This window comes from Actinoplanes sp. NPDC048796 (genome assembly GCF_040650035.1).
Taxonomy (GTDB): Bacteria; Actinomycetota; Actinomycetes; order Mycobacteriales; family Micromonosporaceae; genus Actinoplanes.
Map to the genome: position 1 here is coordinate 1347717 of NZ_JBEZGO010000001.1, position 16139 is coordinate 1363855.

At 71.5% G+C, this 16139-nt stretch carries 16 protein-coding genes; 8 read left to right on the plus strand and 8 right to left on the minus strand.

Annotated elements, in window-relative coordinates; all coding sequences use genetic code 11:
• Positions 1-638 precede the first annotated feature (638 nt).
• Positions 639-980, plus strand: coding sequence for a PLDc N-terminal domain-containing protein (locus AB0C26_RS06370; RefSeq protein WP_360242371.1), 342 nt, complete (start codon positions 639-641; stop codon positions 978-980).
• Here AB0C26_RS06370 and AB0C26_RS06375 read toward each other — a convergent pair.
• From AB0C26_RS06375 to AB0C26_RS06390, 4 genes are read right to left on the minus strand one after another with little or no spacing between them, the layout of a single operon-like run.
• Positions 977-2599, minus strand: coding sequence for an acetolactate synthase (locus AB0C26_RS06375; protein ID WP_360242374.1), 1623 nt, complete (start codon positions 2597-2599; stop codon positions 977-979). The two genes, AB0C26_RS06370 and AB0C26_RS06375, sit on opposite strands and share 4 nt — an antisense overlap.
• A gap of 21 nt (positions 2600-2620) precedes the next feature.
• On the minus strand, positions 2621-4225 hold the full coding sequence (locus tag AB0C26_RS06380) for an Hsp70 family protein (RefSeq protein ID WP_360242377.1): 1605 nt from the start codon (positions 4223-4225) through the stop codon (positions 2621-2623).
• 26 nt (positions 4226-4251) lie between these two features.
• Positions 4252-4854, minus strand: coding sequence for a hypothetical protein (locus AB0C26_RS06385; protein ID WP_360242380.1), 603 nt, complete (start codon positions 4852-4854; stop codon positions 4252-4254).
• Between the two features lie 40 nt (positions 4855-4894).
• The gene (locus AB0C26_RS06390) at positions 4895-5668 is read right to left on the minus strand and encodes an enoyl-CoA hydratase-related protein (RefSeq protein ID WP_360242383.1); all 774 of its coding nucleotides are present in this window, start codon (positions 5666-5668) and stop codon (positions 4895-4897) included.
• A gap of 55 nt (positions 5669-5723) precedes the next feature.
• Between AB0C26_RS06390 and AB0C26_RS06395 the strand changes: the two genes are divergently transcribed.
• From AB0C26_RS06395 to AB0C26_RS06410, 4 genes are read left to right on the plus strand one after another with little or no spacing between them, the layout of a single operon-like run.
• Positions 5724-6182: a DUF6232 family protein gene (locus AB0C26_RS06395; RefSeq protein WP_360242386.1), complete on the plus strand. Its 459-nt coding sequence runs from the start codon at positions 5724-5726 to the stop codon at positions 6180-6182.
• Between the two features lie 5 nt (positions 6183-6187).
• Entirely contained in the window at positions 6188-6544 is a 357-nt protein-coding gene (locus AB0C26_RS06400; RefSeq protein WP_360242389.1) for a hypothetical protein, read from the plus strand.
• Positions 6545-6583: 39 nt separating this feature from the next.
• Positions 6584-7117, plus strand: coding sequence for a PAS domain-containing protein (locus tag AB0C26_RS06405; RefSeq protein WP_360242392.1), 534 nt, complete (start codon positions 6584-6586; stop codon positions 7115-7117).
• Entirely contained in the window at positions 7117-8004 is an 888-nt protein-coding gene (locus AB0C26_RS06410) for a methyl-accepting chemotaxis protein (RefSeq protein WP_360242395.1), read from the plus strand. Before AB0C26_RS06405 ends, AB0C26_RS06410 begins: the two co-directional genes overlap by 1 nt.
• 7 nt (positions 8005-8011) lie before the next feature.
• On the opposite strand, the gene AB0C26_RS06415 is transcribed toward AB0C26_RS06410, so the two are convergent.
• The 3 genes from AB0C26_RS06415 to AB0C26_RS06425 are packed head-to-tail and all read right to left on the minus strand — an operon-like array spanning position 8012 to position 10924.
• Positions 8012-8905: a ribokinase gene (locus AB0C26_RS06415; RefSeq protein ID WP_360242398.1), complete on the minus strand. Its 894-nt coding sequence runs from the start codon at positions 8903-8905 to the stop codon at positions 8012-8014.
• A gap of 1 nt (position 8906) precedes the next feature.
• Positions 8907-9707, minus strand: coding sequence for an ABC transporter ATP-binding protein (locus AB0C26_RS06420; RefSeq protein ID WP_360242401.1), 801 nt, complete (start codon positions 9705-9707; stop codon positions 8907-8909).
• Positions 9708-9733: 26 nt separating this feature from the next.
• On the minus strand, positions 9734-10924 hold the full coding sequence (locus AB0C26_RS06425; RefSeq protein WP_360242404.1) for an ROK family transcriptional regulator: 1191 nt from the start codon (positions 10922-10924) through the stop codon (positions 9734-9736).
• A 295-nt stretch (positions 10925-11219) separates the two neighbouring features.
• Between AB0C26_RS06425 and AB0C26_RS06430 the strand changes: the two genes are divergently transcribed.
• From AB0C26_RS06430 to AB0C26_RS06440, 3 genes are read left to right on the plus strand one after another with little or no spacing between them, the layout of a single operon-like run.
• Positions 11220-11642 (plus strand): hypothetical protein, encoded by a 423-nt coding sequence (locus AB0C26_RS06430; protein WP_360242407.1) that lies wholly within the window; start codon positions 11220-11222, stop codon positions 11640-11642.
• Entirely contained in the window at positions 11639-12160 is a 522-nt protein-coding gene (locus tag AB0C26_RS06435) for a DCC1-like thiol-disulfide oxidoreductase family protein (protein WP_360242410.1), read from the plus strand. The genes AB0C26_RS06430 and AB0C26_RS06435 overlap by 4 nt, the downstream gene beginning before the upstream one ends.
• A gap of 58 nt (positions 12161-12218) precedes the next feature.
• On the plus strand, positions 12219-12893 hold the full coding sequence (locus AB0C26_RS06440) for a TetR family transcriptional regulator (protein WP_360243592.1): 675 nt from the start codon (positions 12219-12221) through the stop codon (positions 12891-12893).
• 320 nt (positions 12894-13213) lie between these two features.
• Here the strand turns inward: AB0C26_RS06440 and AB0C26_RS06445 are convergent, their stop codons facing one another.
• Entirely contained in the window at positions 13214-15361 is a 2148-nt protein-coding gene (locus AB0C26_RS06445) for a heavy metal translocating P-type ATPase (protein ID WP_360242413.1), read from the minus strand.
• Between the last annotated feature and the right edge of the window lie 778 nt (positions 15362-16139).

Genomic DNA, 16139 nt, shown 5'->3' on the forward strand with positions numbered 1-16139 from the left:
CGCGGAAAGAGGGCGAGTGGGGAAGCGCCGCGCTACGCGCAGTCCGGGAAAAAGGAGCGAGGAGCGGAAGCGGGAAAGGCGCTAGAAGCGGAGGCGGGAAGGAACGCGCGGGAAGCGGAACCGGAACGAAGAAGCGCGCGGGAAGCGAGGAGCGGAAACCGGAAGACAGAGCGCTGGAAGACAGAGCGCCGGAAGAAGCAACGCGACGCGCGGAAGAGCAGGCGCGGAAGAGCAGGCGCAGGAGAGCAGGCGCAGAGAGTTAGGCGCAGAGAGTTAGGCGCAGAAGAAGGAAGGCGCAGAAGAAGGAAGGCGCAGGACAGCGAGGCACAGAAGGAGGAAGGCGTGGGCAACGAGGCACAGAAGGAGGAAGGCGTGGGCAACGAGGCGCGAGAAGAACAAGGCAGGAAGAACGAGGCGCAGGAAAGAAGCGTGGGAGGTGGGGCGGAAGAGGAGACGCGGAGGAGGGAAGGAAGGAAAACGGTGAAATGTCCGGAGAGCGGAGCCGGGCAAGGCCGGGGCAGGCGGGCGGCAGCGAAGGGGCGGCGTAGGAGCGCTCAAAGGGGCGGCGCCGACCAATTCGGTCCGGTTGTCATGCTCTGATCGTCGCCGGAAGCGCCGCCGCGCGTCATCATTGCCTCATGGTCCGGTTGTTCATCCTCCTGGCTGCCGTGCAGCTGGTGCTCTTCGTGCTGGCGCTGATCAGCTGCCTCTCGGCCGATCGGGTGCGTAGCGCGCCCCGCCTGGTGTGGGTTCTGGTGATCCTGCTGATCCCGCTGCTGGGCCCCATCGCGTACTTCGTCTGGGGGCGGCCCCTGCCGCCGCCGACGGAGGGTGGCCCCGTGCGCCGTGGCGCCTCGAGGCCCACCTCCCCCGACGACGACCCCGACTTCCTGCGGTCGGTCGACACCGAGAAGTCCCGCCGCGACAGCGAGATGCTCGCCCAGTGGGAAAGGGAGCTGAACAAGGGCGAGGAGGACTAGGCCAGGTTCGACGACCGGGGATAGGCGTCGGCCGGGTCGGTCAGGACGTTCACCAGGTACGGCACGCCCGCGGCGAAAGCGCGCTCGAGCGCCGGGCCGATCCCCGACGCCTTCTCCACCGTCTCTCCGGCGCCGCCGAGGGCACGGACCACCTCGTCGTAGCGCAGGCCGGGTTGCAGGTCGGCGGCCACGTCGTACCCGTACATGGCCCGCATGGGGTGTTTCTCGAGGCCCCAGATGCCGTTGTTGCCGACCACCATGACCACCGGGAGTTGCTGCCGGACCAGCGATTCCACGTCCATCAGGGAGAAGCCGGCGGCGCCGTCACCGAACAGCACGCAGATCTGCCGGTCCGGGTACGTGACCCGGGCGCCCATGGCGTAACCCATGCCGGTGCCGAGGCAGCCGTACGGGCCCGGGTCGAGCCAGGTGCCGGGCCGGGACGGCTCGAGATACCTTCCGGCGTACGAGACGAAGTCGCCCCCGTCGCCGATCGTCACCGCGTCCGGGGCGAGGATTTTGCGCAGCTCGCCGTAGACGCGGGCCGGTTTGATCGGGTCGGTCTCGGCCGCCATCGCCTCGGCGTCGCGGGCCTGGCCGGCGTCCTCGGCCGAGCGCAGCCCCGCGATCCACTCGGCGTGGTCGGCCCGGTCGCCGGTGTGGTCGGCCAGCGCCGTGAGGATCAGCCGCAGGTCGCCGGCGGGTGAGACGGCCGGCGTCACGTGCGTGGCCCGCTGGGAGGGCGCGTCCACGATGTGCACGACCTGGGCCTCGCCGAACTCGCCGAAGCCGAGCCGGAAGTCGAGCGGCGTGCCGATCACGCATACCACGTCGGCCTCGTTGAGGGCGGCCCGCCGGGCCTTGGCGAAGGCGAGCGGGTGGGTCGGCGGCAGCGCGCCCCGGCCCATGCCGTTGGTGAAGACCGGCACCTGCAGCGCCTCGGCCGCCGCCTTCAGCGCGTCGATCGCGTCGCCGCCCCACACGTCCGACCCCGCGATGATCACCGGCCGGGTGGCCGAGGCCAGGAGGCGGGCGGCTTCCTCGACCAGGGAAGGGTCCGGCTCGATCACCGGGATCGCCGGTGTGCCCGGCGCGGCCGCCTCGCCGGTGGAGAAGACGATCTCAAGGGGCAGGTCGAGGAAGGCCGGCCCGCGGTGGGCGGTGAGCGCGGCGGTCAGCGCGGCCCCGATCTCGCCCGCGACCGCGTCGGTGTCGCCGACCGTGCCCGCGTACTTGGTGATGGTCTTGACCAGCGGGACGTGGTCGAACTCCTGGAGGCTGCCCGAGCCCCAGCGGAACGCCGGCGCCCGGCCGCCCAGCACCAGCACCGGCGAGGCGTTGAAGAACGCGCTGGTCAGGCCGGAGATGCCGTTCGTCACGCCGGGGCCGGCGGTGAGCACGGCCAGCCCGGGGCGCCGCTGAAGCTTGGCCACGGCCTCGGCCGCGAAGACCGCGGACTGCTCGTGGCGTACGTCGTAGATCGGAAAACCGGTCTTGTGTGCCGCGTCGTAGAGCGGGAACACGTGTCCGCCGGAAAGGGTGAACATCTCCGTCACCCCGTACGCACGCAGGGCCGCCAGCGCCAGATCTCCGCCGTGCCCCTCGATCACCTCAGCCATGCCCAGCAGGTTACCGGTGAGTCAGATCCCCAGCAGCTCCCGAATCTCGCGCCACAAATTTTCCGCGTCGAGCGGCAGCGAGTCCCCGTTGCCGTAGCCGTACGCCACCACCAGCGCCACCAGGGGAACGACGATCATCAGCAGGGTGCTGAACGTGATCTGGAGGAACCGTACGAAGCCGCTGGAACGCTTGCGCGGCTTCTTCCCCGGCGGGCGCGGCGGCTGATAGGGCTGCGGCACCGGCGACATCGGCCGGCTCGGCGTCGCGGTCGCCACTGCCCGGGGAGGCACGGAGATGGGCCGGTCGGTAGGCGGTGGCGCGCTCACCGGCGGCGCGAAGGCGGACTTGGGGGTCGGCACGGTCGCGTGCGGATCGGGCGCCCAGTGGCTGTGATCGGCGTCCGGCCACGGATCGACCGGCGGCTGCAGTCCGGTGGTGCCGGGGATGTGCTCGACGACGGCCGGTTCCACCCGCACGGTCGCGGAGTCGGCCAGGCCGGTCGAGACCAGCCGCATCTCGGCCGTCGGCCCCGGGGCGGCCGGGCCGGAGGCCAGCAGCGCCGCACCGGCCAGGATGCTGCCCTCGGCCACCACCAGCTCGGGCTGCTCGATCACCACCGGCGCCTCGCCCAGCTCGCGGTGCAGCAGGGTGGCCACGAGCGGGATGCGGCTGGCCCCACCGACCAGGAAGACGCCGGCCAGCCGGCCCTCGGGCAGGTCGGCCCAGTCGAGCATGCCCTTGGTGATGCGTACGGTTTGGTCGAGGATCGGCCGGGCCAGTTTCTCCAGCTCGTCGCGGGTCAGGTGCACCTCGGTGTCGAGCAGCGGCACCACGAAGTCGGCCGACTGGGTGCGCGACAGCCGCTCCTTGGCGATCCGCACCTCCTCCCAGAGCTGACGCTGCGCGCGCCTCTCCTGGGCCGTCGTCGGCTCCATCAGGCGCTGCCACTCGTCGGTTTTCAGGTGTTCGACGATGGCGGCGTCGATGTCCAGCCCGCCGATGTCGTCACGGCCGTCGACGGCCATGACCTCGAAGCCTTCCGCCGTACGGGCGACGACGCTCGCGTCGAAGGTGCCCGCCCCGAAGTCGTGGACCACGACGACCGACCCGATCGGCACGTCGCGGCCGAGCACCTCGGCGAAGTACGTGGCCGCGGCCACCGGCTCGGCGACCAGCCGGGCCCGGGTGAGCCCGGCCTGGGCGGCGGCCTCGGCCAGCAGCGTGCGGCGGGTCGCGCCCCAGGTGGCCGGGCAGGTGAGCGTCACCTCGGGCAGCAGCGGGCCGACCGCGCGGTGCCATTCCTCGGCCACCCGGGCCAGCACCGCCGCGATCAGGTCGACGACCGGCACCTCCTGCTCGCCCAGGAGCACGAGGCCGTCGTCGATGCGGCGTTTCGGGTTGGGCTCGAAGCGGGCCGGGTCGAAGCGGGCGGCGTGCACGGCGTCGCGGCCGACGACGAAACTGCCGTCGGGCTCGGCGTAGACGGCCGAGGGAAGCAGCGGGGACCCGTCGACCAGGATCGGGCGGGCGCGGCCGTCGGGCCAGCGCGCCACCGCGACAGTGTTCGAGGTACCGAAGTCCACGCCGAGGGCATGCCTCTTCGGCTCACCTTGGTCGATGGGCATGGACCGAGTCTAGGGGGTACCCGCCGTCAGACGATCTTCCAGCGCGGAGGGTCATACCGCGCGCGCAGACAGCGAACGAGTTCGCCGTCGCGGGTGCGCCCGAAGGCACCCTCGGGCCAACAACGATCACCGACTGTCACATCGCGCTGAAACTGCTCACCGTCCGGCCGCGGCCGGTCACCGGGCGTGGGTGAGCTGCTGGGCGAGGCGACGGGTGACTCCGGCGGCTCGGGCGGCAGCATGATCAACTCGCTCGACGGCGTGACGCTCGGCACAGCGGGCTTCGAGGTGACCGGCGGTGGCTTGGTCGCCTCCGGCGCGGCGGCGGTGACGGTGGTGGTGGCTTTCCGGGTGGGGCGGCGCGTCTTCGACACCGGCGCCTCGGGGCTGCGCGGGGCCGCCACCGGCGGCTCGGGAGCGGGAACAGCGGGCGCCGGCGCGGCCGCCGACGGGCGCGGTGGCGGGGCGGCGGCCTGGTCGACCGCCGCACCGGAACCGCCGGACTCGGAGCCGGACCGGCCGAGCGTGAGCCAGCCGATCAGGGCGCAGAGCAGAGCCTGCCCGATCACCAGGGCCACGGCCATGCGCACGGTGCGCCGCACCCCACGCGTGACCGGGACCGGTTCCACACCGCGTGACTTTATGGCAACTGATCGATATATGCGAGGGTCAGCGGCCCGTAAATGTGGGTTTACGCTTCTCGACGAAGGCGGTGGTGCCCTCGATCCGGTCGTCGGTGGCGAACAACCCGGCGAACAGCTGCGACTCCAGGGCCAGGCCGGAGGCGAGGTCGAGGTTGAGCCCGCCGTCCACGGCCAGCTTGGCCGCCCGCAGGGCCAGCGACGGCCCGGTCACGTACGGCCGGACGAGCTCGACCGCCGTCCGGTAGACGTCGGCGGCCGGCGCCACCCGGTCGGCCAGGCCGATCCGCAGGGCCTCCTCGGCGTCGACCATGCGGCCCGAGAAGATCAGATCCTTGGCGCGGGCCGGCCCGATCAGCCGGGCCAGCCGCTGGGTGCCACCGGCGCCCGGGATGATGCCCAGCTTGATCTCGGGCTGGCCGAGCTTGGCGTCGTCCGCCACCACCCGCCAGTCGCAGGCCAGGGCCAGCTCACAGCCGCCGCCGAGCGCGTAGCCGGTGATCGCGGCGACGACCGGCTTGGGGATGCGGGCGACGGCGTCGAACGCGCTCGACAGCGCCTCGGCGCGGATCGCCATCTCCTGGTAGCCGACCTTGGTGAACTCGGTGATGTCGGCGCCCGCGGCGAAGACCTTCTCACCGCCGTACACGATGATGGCCTTGACTCCCTCGTCGCCGGCGGCGGAATGCGCGACGGCGCGAAGTTCTTCCTGAAGTTGGGTATTGAGAGCGTTCATCGGGGGCCGGTTCAGCTTGATGGTTCCGATACCGTCGTTGGTCTCCAGCGTCACGAACTCGCCCACGAACAGCCTCCTGAGTATTGGTTCAGGTCAGCCTACGACGGGTACGGAGATGACAATGACCACCTACTACCGGGACCCGGACGTGTGGATCACGTCCGGCGGCGTCCGGATGAACGGTGTCGATCTGGCTCTGGACGACCTGATCCAGGTCTGGCACACGCGTGGGCGCCGGTCCTGGGCGACGATCGCCGGCCGGGGCGCGCTGGGCCTGGCCATTCTCGTCCCGATCCTGCTGGGTGCGCTCGGCATCATGGTGGCGCTGCTGATCGACGCCTCCACCAGCACCACCATCGCGCTGGTGGGCGGCGGCGTGCTGGTCGGCCTGGCCACGGCGCCGCTGGCCGACGTGCTTCTGGAGCAGGTCGACCGCTCGTACGACCGAGGCAGCCGCACCCGGGAGATCTGGGCCCGGACCCCGACCGGCAAGGTCATGCTGCTGCGCACGCCCGACTCGGCGCGCTTCGGCCGCGTCTACCGGGCCCTTCAGCGGGCGCTCGAACCTTCTCTAAAGTGACGCGGATGAACAAACAAGCCGCCGGGCTCTCGGTCCTGCTCGCGACCACGGGCGCGCTGCACTTCGCCGCCCCGAAGCCGTTCGACGCGATCGTGCCGCGCTCCCTGCCGGGCTCCCCGCGCACCTGGACCTATCTGAGCGGCGCCGCCGAGCTGGCCGTGGCGGCCGCCGTCGCGCATCCCCGCACCCGGCGCGTGGGCGCCCTGGCCGCGGCCGGCCTGTTCGCCGCGGTCTTCCCGGCCAACGTCAAGATGGCGGTCGACTGGCGGCACGCCTCGCCGGCCAAGCGGGCCGTCGCCTACGGGCGGCTGCCGTTGCAGATACCGCTCGTTCTCTGGGCCCGCCGCGTTTTTGCCCAATAGCGTGCGGGCGGGGGGACGAGTCGGTGACCATCGGAACTGATGCGAGCCACCCAGACGCGCCCCACCGGTGTCGAGCGGACCTTCGGCCTCGACGAGATCATCGTGACGAAGACCGATCCGCGCGGCGTCATCACGTACGCCAACAGCGTCTTCCTGCGGACCTCGGCCCTCACCGAGGCCGAGGCGGTCGGGCAGCCGCACAACCTCATCCGGCACCCGGACATGCCCCGGGCCGTCTTCAAGCTGCTCTGGGACACCCTCGAGCAACGGCAGGAGATCTTCGCGTACGTGAAGAATCTGGCCGCCGACGGCGCCCACTACTGGGTCTTCGCCCACGTCACGCCCTCGTACGCGGCTGACGGCCGGCTCGCCGGCTACCACTCCAACCGCCGCTCCCCCGACAAGCACGTGATCACCGAGGTGAGCCGCCTGTACGACCGGCTGCTCACGGCCGAGCGGGGCGCGCCGAACACCAAGGCGGCGGTCGAGGCGGGGTGGCAGGCGATGCTGGCGGAACTCGGCGGCCAGACGTACGACGAATATGTCTGGGCCCTGACCACCGGTGCCCGCTGATGGCCGACGAGGTCCTCCGGCTGATCACCGATGTGTGCCGCCGGGCGGCCGCCGGTGACCTGGAGGCGCGCCTGCCCTCGATCGGCGACACCGACGAGGCCGTGGCCGCCCGCGAGGCGATCAACAACCTGCTCGACACCAGCGACGCGTTCCTGCGGGAGTCGAGCGCGGCCTCGGCGGCGGCCGCGCAGGGACGCTTCCACCGCCGCATCCTGACCCGCGGCCTGCGCGGCGCGTTCAAGACGGCGGCCGAGGAGATCTCCGCTTCCACATCGGTGATGAGCCAGAACGCGGCCCGCATCGCCGAGGCGAACGCGGCCCGGGTCGCGCTCGCCGACGACCTGGAGTCGGCCGTGCTCTCGGTGTCGGAGCAGGTGGCGACCGCGGCCACCGAGATGGGGGCCACGGCCAACGGGCTCGCCGACTTCGCGCGCGACGCGGTGAGCGAGGCGGAGCGCGGCCTGTCCACGGTGACCGGGCTGCGCGCGGCCTCCGATCAGATCCGGACGGCGGTCGACCTGATCAACGCGGTGGCCAAGCAGACCCGGCTGCTCGCGCTGAACGCGACCATCGAGGCCGCCCGCGCCGGTGAGGCCGGCAAGGGCTTCAGCGTGGTCGCGGGCGAGGTGAAGAACCTGGCCACGGAGACCAGCGCCTCCAGCGACGAGATCATGGGACAGGTCAACACCGTGCAGGAGGTGGCGAACGACGCGGTGACGGTCCTCGAGACGGTCACCAACAGCATCCGCGAGATGAGCGGCCTGGTCGACGGCATCGCCGCCGCGGTCGACGGCGGCGGCGACGTGGGCAGCACCGGCCTCTCCCAGCTGGCCGAGGTGCTGCGGTCCGAGGTCAACCGCTTCGTCACCACGGCCCGCCAGACCTAGCCCCGCTCTAGCCCCCGTTGTAGATCTCGTCGATCGCCGCGCGCGTGGGCAACGAATTGGAGGCGCCGACCTTGCGTACGCAGGCGGCCCCGGCCGCGTTGGCCCAGCGCACCGCCTCGATCAGATCGCGGCCCTCACCCCAGGCCACGGCCAGCGCGGCGGTGAAGGCGTCGCCGGCGGCGGTCGTGTCGACGACATTCACCTTGAACGACGGGACCTGCTCGTCGCGGCCCTCGCGGTCGGCGTACCGGGAACCGCTCCCGCCCAGCGTCAGCACCACCCGCGGCACCAGGGCGAGCAGGGCCGGCACGTCGATCGTGTCGCCGCCGGTGACGGCCAGGGCCTCGACCTCGTTGACCACCAGCAGGTCGACGTTCTCCAGCAGCTCCGGCGGCAGCTCCCGGGCCGGGGCCGCGTTCAGGATCATCCGGGTGCCGCCCGCCCGCGCGGCCCGGGCCGCCTCGATCACGGTCTCGACCGGGATCTCCTGCTGGCAGAGCAGCACGTCGGCGGCCGCGATCTCGTCCCGCTCGCCGTCGCTCAGGCCGGTGAAGGCGTTGTTGGCGCCCGGCGCGACCAGGATCGAGTTCTCCCCGGCGCGATCCACCATGATCACGGCGACGCCGGAGACCCCGTACGTCGTCCGCACGTGGGTCATGTCGACGCCGGCCCCGTTGAGCTGGGCGTTCAGGTTGACGCCGAACGAGTCGGAGCCGATCGCGCCGAGGAAGCAGGTGCGTCCGCCGGCCCGGGTGGCGCCGATCGCCTGATTGGCGCCCTTGCCGCCCGGCATCATCAGGAAGTCGTCGCCCAGCACCGTCTCACCCGGCCGGGGCAGGCGCTCGGCCAGCCCGACCAGGTCCATGTTGGCGCTGCCGGCGACCACGATCCGCGGGGACACGTCAGGCCGCCCGGGCCGTGTACCGGTCGCCGAACCGGTCGATGATCAGCGGCAGGCCGAACGTCTTGGACAGGTTGTCGGCGGTCATCACCTCGCCCAGCAGGCCGGCCGCGACGATGGTGCCCTCGCGCAGCAGCAGCCCGTGGGTGAAGCCCGGCGGGATCTCCTCGACGTGGTGGGTGACCAGCACCATGGCCGGCGAGTCGGGGTCGAGGGCGAGCTCGGTGAGGCGGGCGATCAGATCCTCCCGGCCGCCCAGGTCGAGGCCGGCGCTGGGCTCGTCGAGCAGCATCAGCTCGGGGTCGGTCATCAGGGCCCGGGCGATCAGGGTGCGCTTGCGCTCGCCCTCGGAGAGGGTGCCGAACTCGCGGTCGACCAGCGTGCCCATGCCGAGCTGGGCCAGCAGTTGCCGGGCGCGCGCCTCGTCCTGCGGGTCGTAGCTCTCCCGCCAGCGGCCCACCACCGACCAGGCGGCGGTGACCACGACGTCGAGGACCCGCTCGTCGGCCGGCACCCGGTCGGCTAACTGGCCGGTGGCCAGGCCGATGCGGGTCCGCAGCTCGTTGATGTCGGTGCGCCCGAGACGCTCGGCCAGCACGTAGGCCGTGCCGCGGGAGGGGTGAAGCCGGCCCGAGGCCAGGTTGAGCAGGGTCGTCTTACCGGCGCCGTTCGGCCCGAGGACCACCCAGCGCTCGTCCAGCTCGACCTGCCAGGACAGGCTCCGAACCAGGAAGTTGCCGTTGCGGATCACGCTGACCCGGTCGAACGCGATGACGGTGTCGTCGTCGGGAGGGAGAGTCACGGGACCATCCAACCACGCGTTTTACCTCAGGCCGTTGTAGACCCGAACACCTCATCCCGTACGGCGTCGAGGGCCGTCCACAGCGCGCCGTGCAGCACCGGATCGGACTCCACCTCGGTGATGACGACCTTCGGGTGGACCAGCGTGATCGCGGCGACCTCCTGCTCGACGCGCTCGGCCAGGGCCGGGCCACCGGCGTGACTGATCTCGCCCGCCAGCACGACCAGAGGCGGGTCGAGAACGACACAGGTGGCCGCGACACCCAGGGCCAGCCGCGCGGCGAGCTCGTCGAGCACCGGCTCGCCGGCCTCACCGGCGGCGACGGCGTCCCGGATCACATCGGCCGCCTCGGCGCCGCGGAAGCCGTACTTCTTGCCGATGGTCTTGACCGCCTCGGCCCCGGCCAGGCTCTGGAAGGCGCCACGCACGCCGCCCTTGGCGGCCCGCTTGGACGAGTGCCGGGGCACCTCGGCGCCGGGCACGGGCAGATAGCCGATCTCGCCGGCGGCGCCCGTGCTGCCCTGATGCAGGCGGCCGTCGATGACACTGGCCAGACCGACACCGCGGCCGGCCCAGATCAGCACGAAATCGCGAACCCCGGTGGCGGCGCCGGTGCTCTGCTCGGCGACGGCGGCCATGTTCACGTCGTTGCCGAAGACGACCGGGGTGTGCAGGTCGCGGCGAAGGTCGTCGAGCAGCCCACGATGCCAGCGGGGCAGATCCCAGGCGAAGGAGATCTCGCCGCTCTGCGGATCGACCAGGCCCGGGGTGCCGAGCACGACCCGCCGCACCGAGCCCATGTCGGCACCGGCCTCGGTCGCGGCCCGCACGACAGCGTTGTGCACGACGCCGACCGGGTCGTCGGTGTCCTTGGTGGACTGCTCGTCGCGCCCGATGATCGTGCCGGTGATGTCGGCACAGGCGGCGACGACCCGATCGGGCCCGACGTCGACGCCGATGACGTGGGCGCTGCCCGGGGTGACCGCGTACAGCTGGGCGTTGGGCCCGCGACCGCCGGCCTGCTCACCGACCCGGCGCACGAGACCGCGCTGCTCCAGGCGCTCCACCAGCTGCGAGGCGGTGACCTTGCTGAGGCCGGTCATCTCGCCCAGCTGGGCCCGGGTCAGCGGCCCGCGCGAGAGCAACAGTTCCAGCGCCGCGCGGTCGTTGAGCGCGCGCAACAGCCGGGGCGTGCCCGGAAGGCGGGTGGCGGCCATGCGATCCCCTACTTATTTAGGATTATTTCCTATTAGATTACCGGCACCCATCAAACGGGTAGGCGCAGCGTAGCGGTCCCGGCGCGTCGGCAACTCCCCCACCGATCGACCTCGAGCGATCATGGCAGGTCCCGCCCACGCCGACCAGACCCGAAGCCCCGCCTTCACCCTTCCCACCTCCCCGCGCAACCGAGCCCTCGTCGTCATAGCGCCGCGCACCGCCCTTGTTGAACATGTTCAAGTTTCGGTTTACGCTCCTGAGTATTACTTGAACACGTTCAAGAAAGGCGATCCGATGGATCCGAAGGTGTGGATGTACCTCGCGTATCTCGCGGTCAGCGTCGGCCTGACCGTCTGGGTGGCCACCACGCTGTCCCGCAACGGGATGGTCTTCCTGGCCGACGTCTTCGCCGACGCGAAGCTGGCCAAGGCGGTCAACCAACTGCTGGTGATGGGCTTCTACCTGCTGAATCTGGGATACGTCACGGTGGCCATGCGATCGGGAGGCGCGATCGCCGACACGAGCGAGGCACTGGAGACCCTGTCCATGAAGATCGGGCTGGTGCTGCTCGTCCTCGGGGTTCTGCACTTCTGCAACGTCTTCTTCCTGGGCCGCTACCGGCGCGGCCGCCTGCGCCAGCAGCAAGCCGTGCCCCCACTGCCGCCGGCCGGCCGCCTTCCGTTCCACCCGCAGACCCCACCGCCGGCCCGAGCATGAGAACTCGCGAAATCAACCCGGCCGGCTCCGGGAACGGCCACCATGAACTCGGTCCGGCCGGTCACGGGGCCGGCCGGACCGAACCACTCGGCGGGATCGGGTCCTTCGCTGTTCTCTACGACGCGGGGTGCCCGATCTGCCGGGCCGCGGGGCGCTGGTTGCGGGGGCGGGCTCAACTCGTACCGCTGGAATTCATCCCCGCGGGGTCGGCCGTGGCGCGGCAACGGTTCGCCGGACTGGACCATGAGGCGACACTGCGGGACATCACGGTGATCGGCGATGACGGCTCGGTCTACGTGGGGGACGCGGCCTGGGTGGCGTGCCTGTGGGCGCTTGCCGACTACCGGGCCATGGCGGAACGGATCAGTTCGCCGGTGCTGCTGCCGACCGCCCGCAAGTTCATCGCCGCCGTGTCCGCCCTCCGGGAGGCGACGCGCACGCCGGCCACCGAGGCCGGGGAGGCACGCGCGGACTGGGCGGGGGACTACGGTGACGGGTGTGACGACCGCTGCCGCTGAGCCGACCGGCCCGGACGACCCATCGCCGGCCACCCCGCTCACCGAGCCGCCCTCCCGGGTGGAGAAACCTCGGCGGGCCCGGGGCGAGCAGACGCGGCAGCTGATTCTGGAGACGGCGCTTCGGCTTTTCCGGGAGCGGGGGTACGCCGAGACGACCATGCGGGCCATCGCCAAGGAGGCGGGGGTCGCGGTCGGGAACGCGTACTACTACTTCGACTCCAAGGAACACCTGATTCAGGGGTTCTACGACCGGAACCAAGCCGCGCACCGGGCGGCGGCGGAGGAAGTCTTCGCCGCCGAGAAGGATTTGGCGCCGCGACTGCGCGGGGTGTTGCACGCGGGCATCGACGTCAACGGCCCGTACCACTCGTTTGCCGCCACCTTCTTCAAGAGCGCGGCCGAGCCGTCATCGCCGCTGAGTCCGTTCTCGCGGGAGTCGTCGCCGGCGCGTGAGGCGGCCATCGCGATCTTCCGGGATGTGGTGGAGGGTTCGACGGCCAAGCTCGATCCGGAGTTGCGCCGTGAGCTGCCCGAGTTGCTGTGGCTCGGGTGGATGGGGGTCATTCTCTTTTGGGTGTACGACAGGTCGCCGGGCCAGAGGCGCACCCGCCGGCTCATCGACGGCGTCGTGCCGCTGATCGACCGGCTCGTCTCGCTGTCCCGGCTGCGGGTGCTGCGGCCCGCGTTGCGGCAGGTGCTGGGCCTGATCGACAGCATTCGCCGGGACGATTGATCACTTTCGGTAGTGCATCACCGCCGCCACGGTAAGTGATCGGCTCTGGACCTATATCCCTTGCTGTCCAGAAATAGCCGGATCTGTCGCCCATTCCGCGTGGGCCGAACGGCCATTTCGGCCACCGAGAGCTTTCGGCCGGCAACCACCGGCACGTAGCGTTATCACCGCAGGTGGATCTGGGGACGTCGCGGACAGTGGGCTCGGGCCACGGGACCGGTTCGAGCCTTCGCGACGCAGACGGTGAGCCGGGCCCGGCCGCGGATTTCGGGAGCAATCCGCCGCCGGCCCGGCTCACGCTGCATTCGGGCCGCAGAACCTCAGGCCGCCTTGAAAGACCGCAGGCGCAAGCTGTTGAGAACCACGAAGACCGAGCTCAGCGCCATCGTGGCCCCGGCGATCATCGGGTTGAGCAGGCCGGCCGCGGCCAGCGGCAGAGCCGCCACGTTGTAGGCGAAGGCCCAGAACAGGTTGCCGCGGATGATGTTCAAGGTGCGGCGCGACAACCGCACCGCGTCCACGGCGGCGCTCAGGTCATCGCGTACCAAAGTGAGATCTGAAGCCTGGATCGCGACGTCGGTGCCGGCGCCCATCGCCAACCCGAGATCGGCCTGGGCCAGCGCGGCCGCGTCGTTGACGCCGTCGCCGACCATGGCCACCGACTTGCCCTCGGCCTGCAGACCCTTGACCACGTCCACCTTGCCCGCCGGCAGCACCCCCGCGAAGACCTTGGTGATGCCGACCTCGGCCGCCACCGCCTCGGCGACCGGCGCGGCATCGCCGGTGACCAGCATCGGCTCCAGCCCCAGCCGCCGGAGCCGGGCGATCGCGGCCCGGCTCGTCGGCCGTACGGCGTCGGCCAGCCCCAGCCACCCCGCCACCACCCCATCGACGGACACCTCGACCCAGGTCGAGCCGTCGACAGCCGCCGAGGGCGGCGCCCCGGCCCCGATCACTACTTCCACGCCACCGACGCGGCCGCGCACGCCGACGCCGGCCGTCGCGTGGAAGTCCGTGACCGCGGGCAGCGCGCCCTTCTCCCGGGCGGCGTCCGCGATCGCGCGGCCGATCGGGTGCTCCGAGGCCGCCTCGACCGCGCCCGCCAGCCTCAACAGCTCCGCCGGGTCGGTTCCGCCGGCCGGGATCAGCGCCGCCAGCGCCATCCGGCCCGTGGTCACCGTGCCCGTCTTGTCCAGCACGATCGTGTCGGCCCGGCGGGTCGACTCCAGGGCCTCCACGCCCCGGATCAGGATGCCCAACTGGGCGCCACGGCCCGTACCCACCAGCAAGGCCGTCGGCGTGGCCAGGCCGAGGGCACAGGGGCAGGCGATGATCAGTACGGCCACCGCCGCCGTGAACGCCGCGGACGATCCCTCGCCGGTACCGAGCCAGTAGCCGAGCGTCCCCACCGCGAGGGCGATCACCACCGGCACGAACACGCCCGAGATCCGGTCGGCCAGGCGCTGCACGGCCGCCTTGCCGTTCTGCGCCTCCTCGACCAATCGCGCCATCTGCGACAACTGGGTGTCGGCGCCCACCTTCTCGGCCCGCACCACCAGGCGCCCGCCGGCGTTCACCGTCGCGCCCGTCACCGGGTCACCCGGCCGTACCTCGACCGGCACCGACTCACCGGTCAGCAGGCTGACGTCCAGCGCCGACACTCCGTCGACCACCACGCCATCGGTGGCGACCTTCTCACCCGGCCGTACCAGGAAGATGTCACCCGGCGTGAGATCGCCGGCCGGAATGACCCGCTCGACGCCGTCCGCGAGGACGGTGACCTGCTTGGCCCCGAGCTCGAGCAGCGACCGCAGCGCGTCACCGGCGCGGCGCTTGGCCCGCGCCTCCAGATAGCGCCCGGCGAGCAGGAAGGTGGTGACCCCGGCCGCCGCCTCCAGGTAGATCGCGTCGCCGTCGCTCGCGGTCAGGGAGAACGGGTGCGTCATGCCCGGCATCCCGGCGTCACCGAGGAACAGCGCCCAGATCGACCATCCGAAGGCGGCCAGCGTGCCCATCGACACGAGCGTGTCCATGGTGGCCGCGCCGTGCCGCAGGTTCACGAAGGCCGACCGGTGGAACGGCCACCCGCCGTACACCACGACGGGTGAAGCAAGCACGAGCGACAACCACTGCCAGTAGTCGAACTGCCATGACGGAACCATGGCCAAGACGATCACCGGAAGGCTGAGCACGGCCGAGATCAGCAGCCGGTCGCGCAGCGGATCCCGCCGCTCCGCGACGTCCACCGGCTTCTCCGGCGCGGGCTCGGCCGCCGTGTAGCCGGTCTTCTCGACCACAGCGATCAGGTCGGCGGCGGAGACGGAGACCGGAACCGTGGCCCGCGCTTTCTCCGTGGCGTAGTTGACAGTGGCCGTCACGCCGTCCACCCGATTCAGCTTCTTCTCGATGCGATTGGCGCACGCCGCGCACGTCATCCCACCGATCTCCAGCTCGATCACCCGCTCCATGCCTCCGAGCATACCCCTCGGGGGTACGGGTATGCCTCACCGTAAGCCCTGGATGGATGCGGCCACCCTTGCGGGCGCCGACCGCTCAGCAACGTGCCCCTGCCCGCGCAGGGTCGTCCGCGTCGCGTTCGGCAGGACTCTCTCCAGCGCTTGCAAGCAGGGCTGGGCAGGGCAGCGCGGGACATTGCGGACAGCCCCGGACAGCGCGAAACGGCATCGGACGGCGCGGTACGGCATGGGACGGCGCGTACGCCATGGGACGGCGCGGCACGCCATGGGACGGCGCGGCACGGCTACGGACGGCATGCGAGGGCGCGGGACGGCAAGGAAAGGGCCGAGGCAGTGCCAAGCCGGAGTCGAGGCCGGGCCGCTGCCGGAGTTGGATTTGGCGTCGAAACGGGTCGGGGGTGAGGCCAGTTTGGCTCGGGGCTGGCATTCGGGCCGGGGCCCAGATTCGAACCGAAGCTCAGGCCGGAGCCGGAGCCGGAGCCGGAGCCGGGCCGGGCGGGAGCCGGGCCGCGGCCAGAGACGGACCCAGCCGAAGCCAGAGACGGGCCGAGGCCGAGTCGCGCAGCTTCTCAAGGGGGCCAGGGTTGCGGCCAAGTCGGGCGAGGCCGACGCCAGCTAAGACCCGAGGCTGAAGTCGGCCAAACTCAAGGTTCACGCTCGGGCCGGGGCTTGTTGCCGGGGCCATGGTCGGGCAGGAGGCTAGGGCCGACGGCAGACGGGCGACCGAGGCCGACGCCGATGCCGATGCCGGGCGGCAAGCCAAGGTCGA

Coding starts and splice junctions, on each gene's coding strand:
- AB0C26_RS06370 (WP_360242371.1), top strand. CDS start 639: ATGGTCCGGTTGTTCATCCTCCTGGCTGCCGTGCAGCTGGTGCTCTTC.
- AB0C26_RS06375 (WP_360242374.1), bottom strand. CDS start 2,599: ATGGCTGAGGTGATCGAGGGGCACGGCGGAGATCTGGCGCTGGCGGCC.
- AB0C26_RS06380 (WP_360242377.1), bottom strand. CDS start 4,225: ATGCCCATCGACCAAGGTGAGCCGAAGAGGCATGCCCTCGGCGTGGAC.
- AB0C26_RS06395 (WP_360242386.1), top strand. CDS start 5,724: ATGACCACCTACTACCGGGACCCGGACGTGTGGATCACGTCCGGCGGC.
- AB0C26_RS06400 (WP_360242389.1), top strand. CDS start 6,188: ATGAACAAACAAGCCGCCGGGCTCTCGGTCCTGCTCGCGACCACGGGC.
- AB0C26_RS06405 (WP_360242392.1), top strand. CDS start 6,584: ATGCGAGCCACCCAGACGCGCCCCACCGGTGTCGAGCGGACCTTCGGC.
- AB0C26_RS06410 (WP_360242395.1), top strand. CDS start 7,117: ATGGCCGACGAGGTCCTCCGGCTGATCACCGATGTGTGCCGCCGGGCG.
- AB0C26_RS06425 (WP_360242404.1), bottom strand. CDS start 10,924: ATGGCCGCCACCCGCCTTCCGGGCACGCCCCGGCTGTTGCGCGCGCTC.
- AB0C26_RS06430 (WP_360242407.1), top strand. CDS start 11,220: ATGGATCCGAAGGTGTGGATGTACCTCGCGTATCTCGCGGTCAGCGTC.
- AB0C26_RS06435 (WP_360242410.1), top strand. CDS start 11,639: ATGAGAACTCGCGAAATCAACCCGGCCGGCTCCGGGAACGGCCACCAT.
- AB0C26_RS06445 (WP_360242413.1), bottom strand. CDS start 15,361: ATGGAGCGGGTGATCGAGCTGGAGATCGGTGGGATGACGTGCGCGGCG.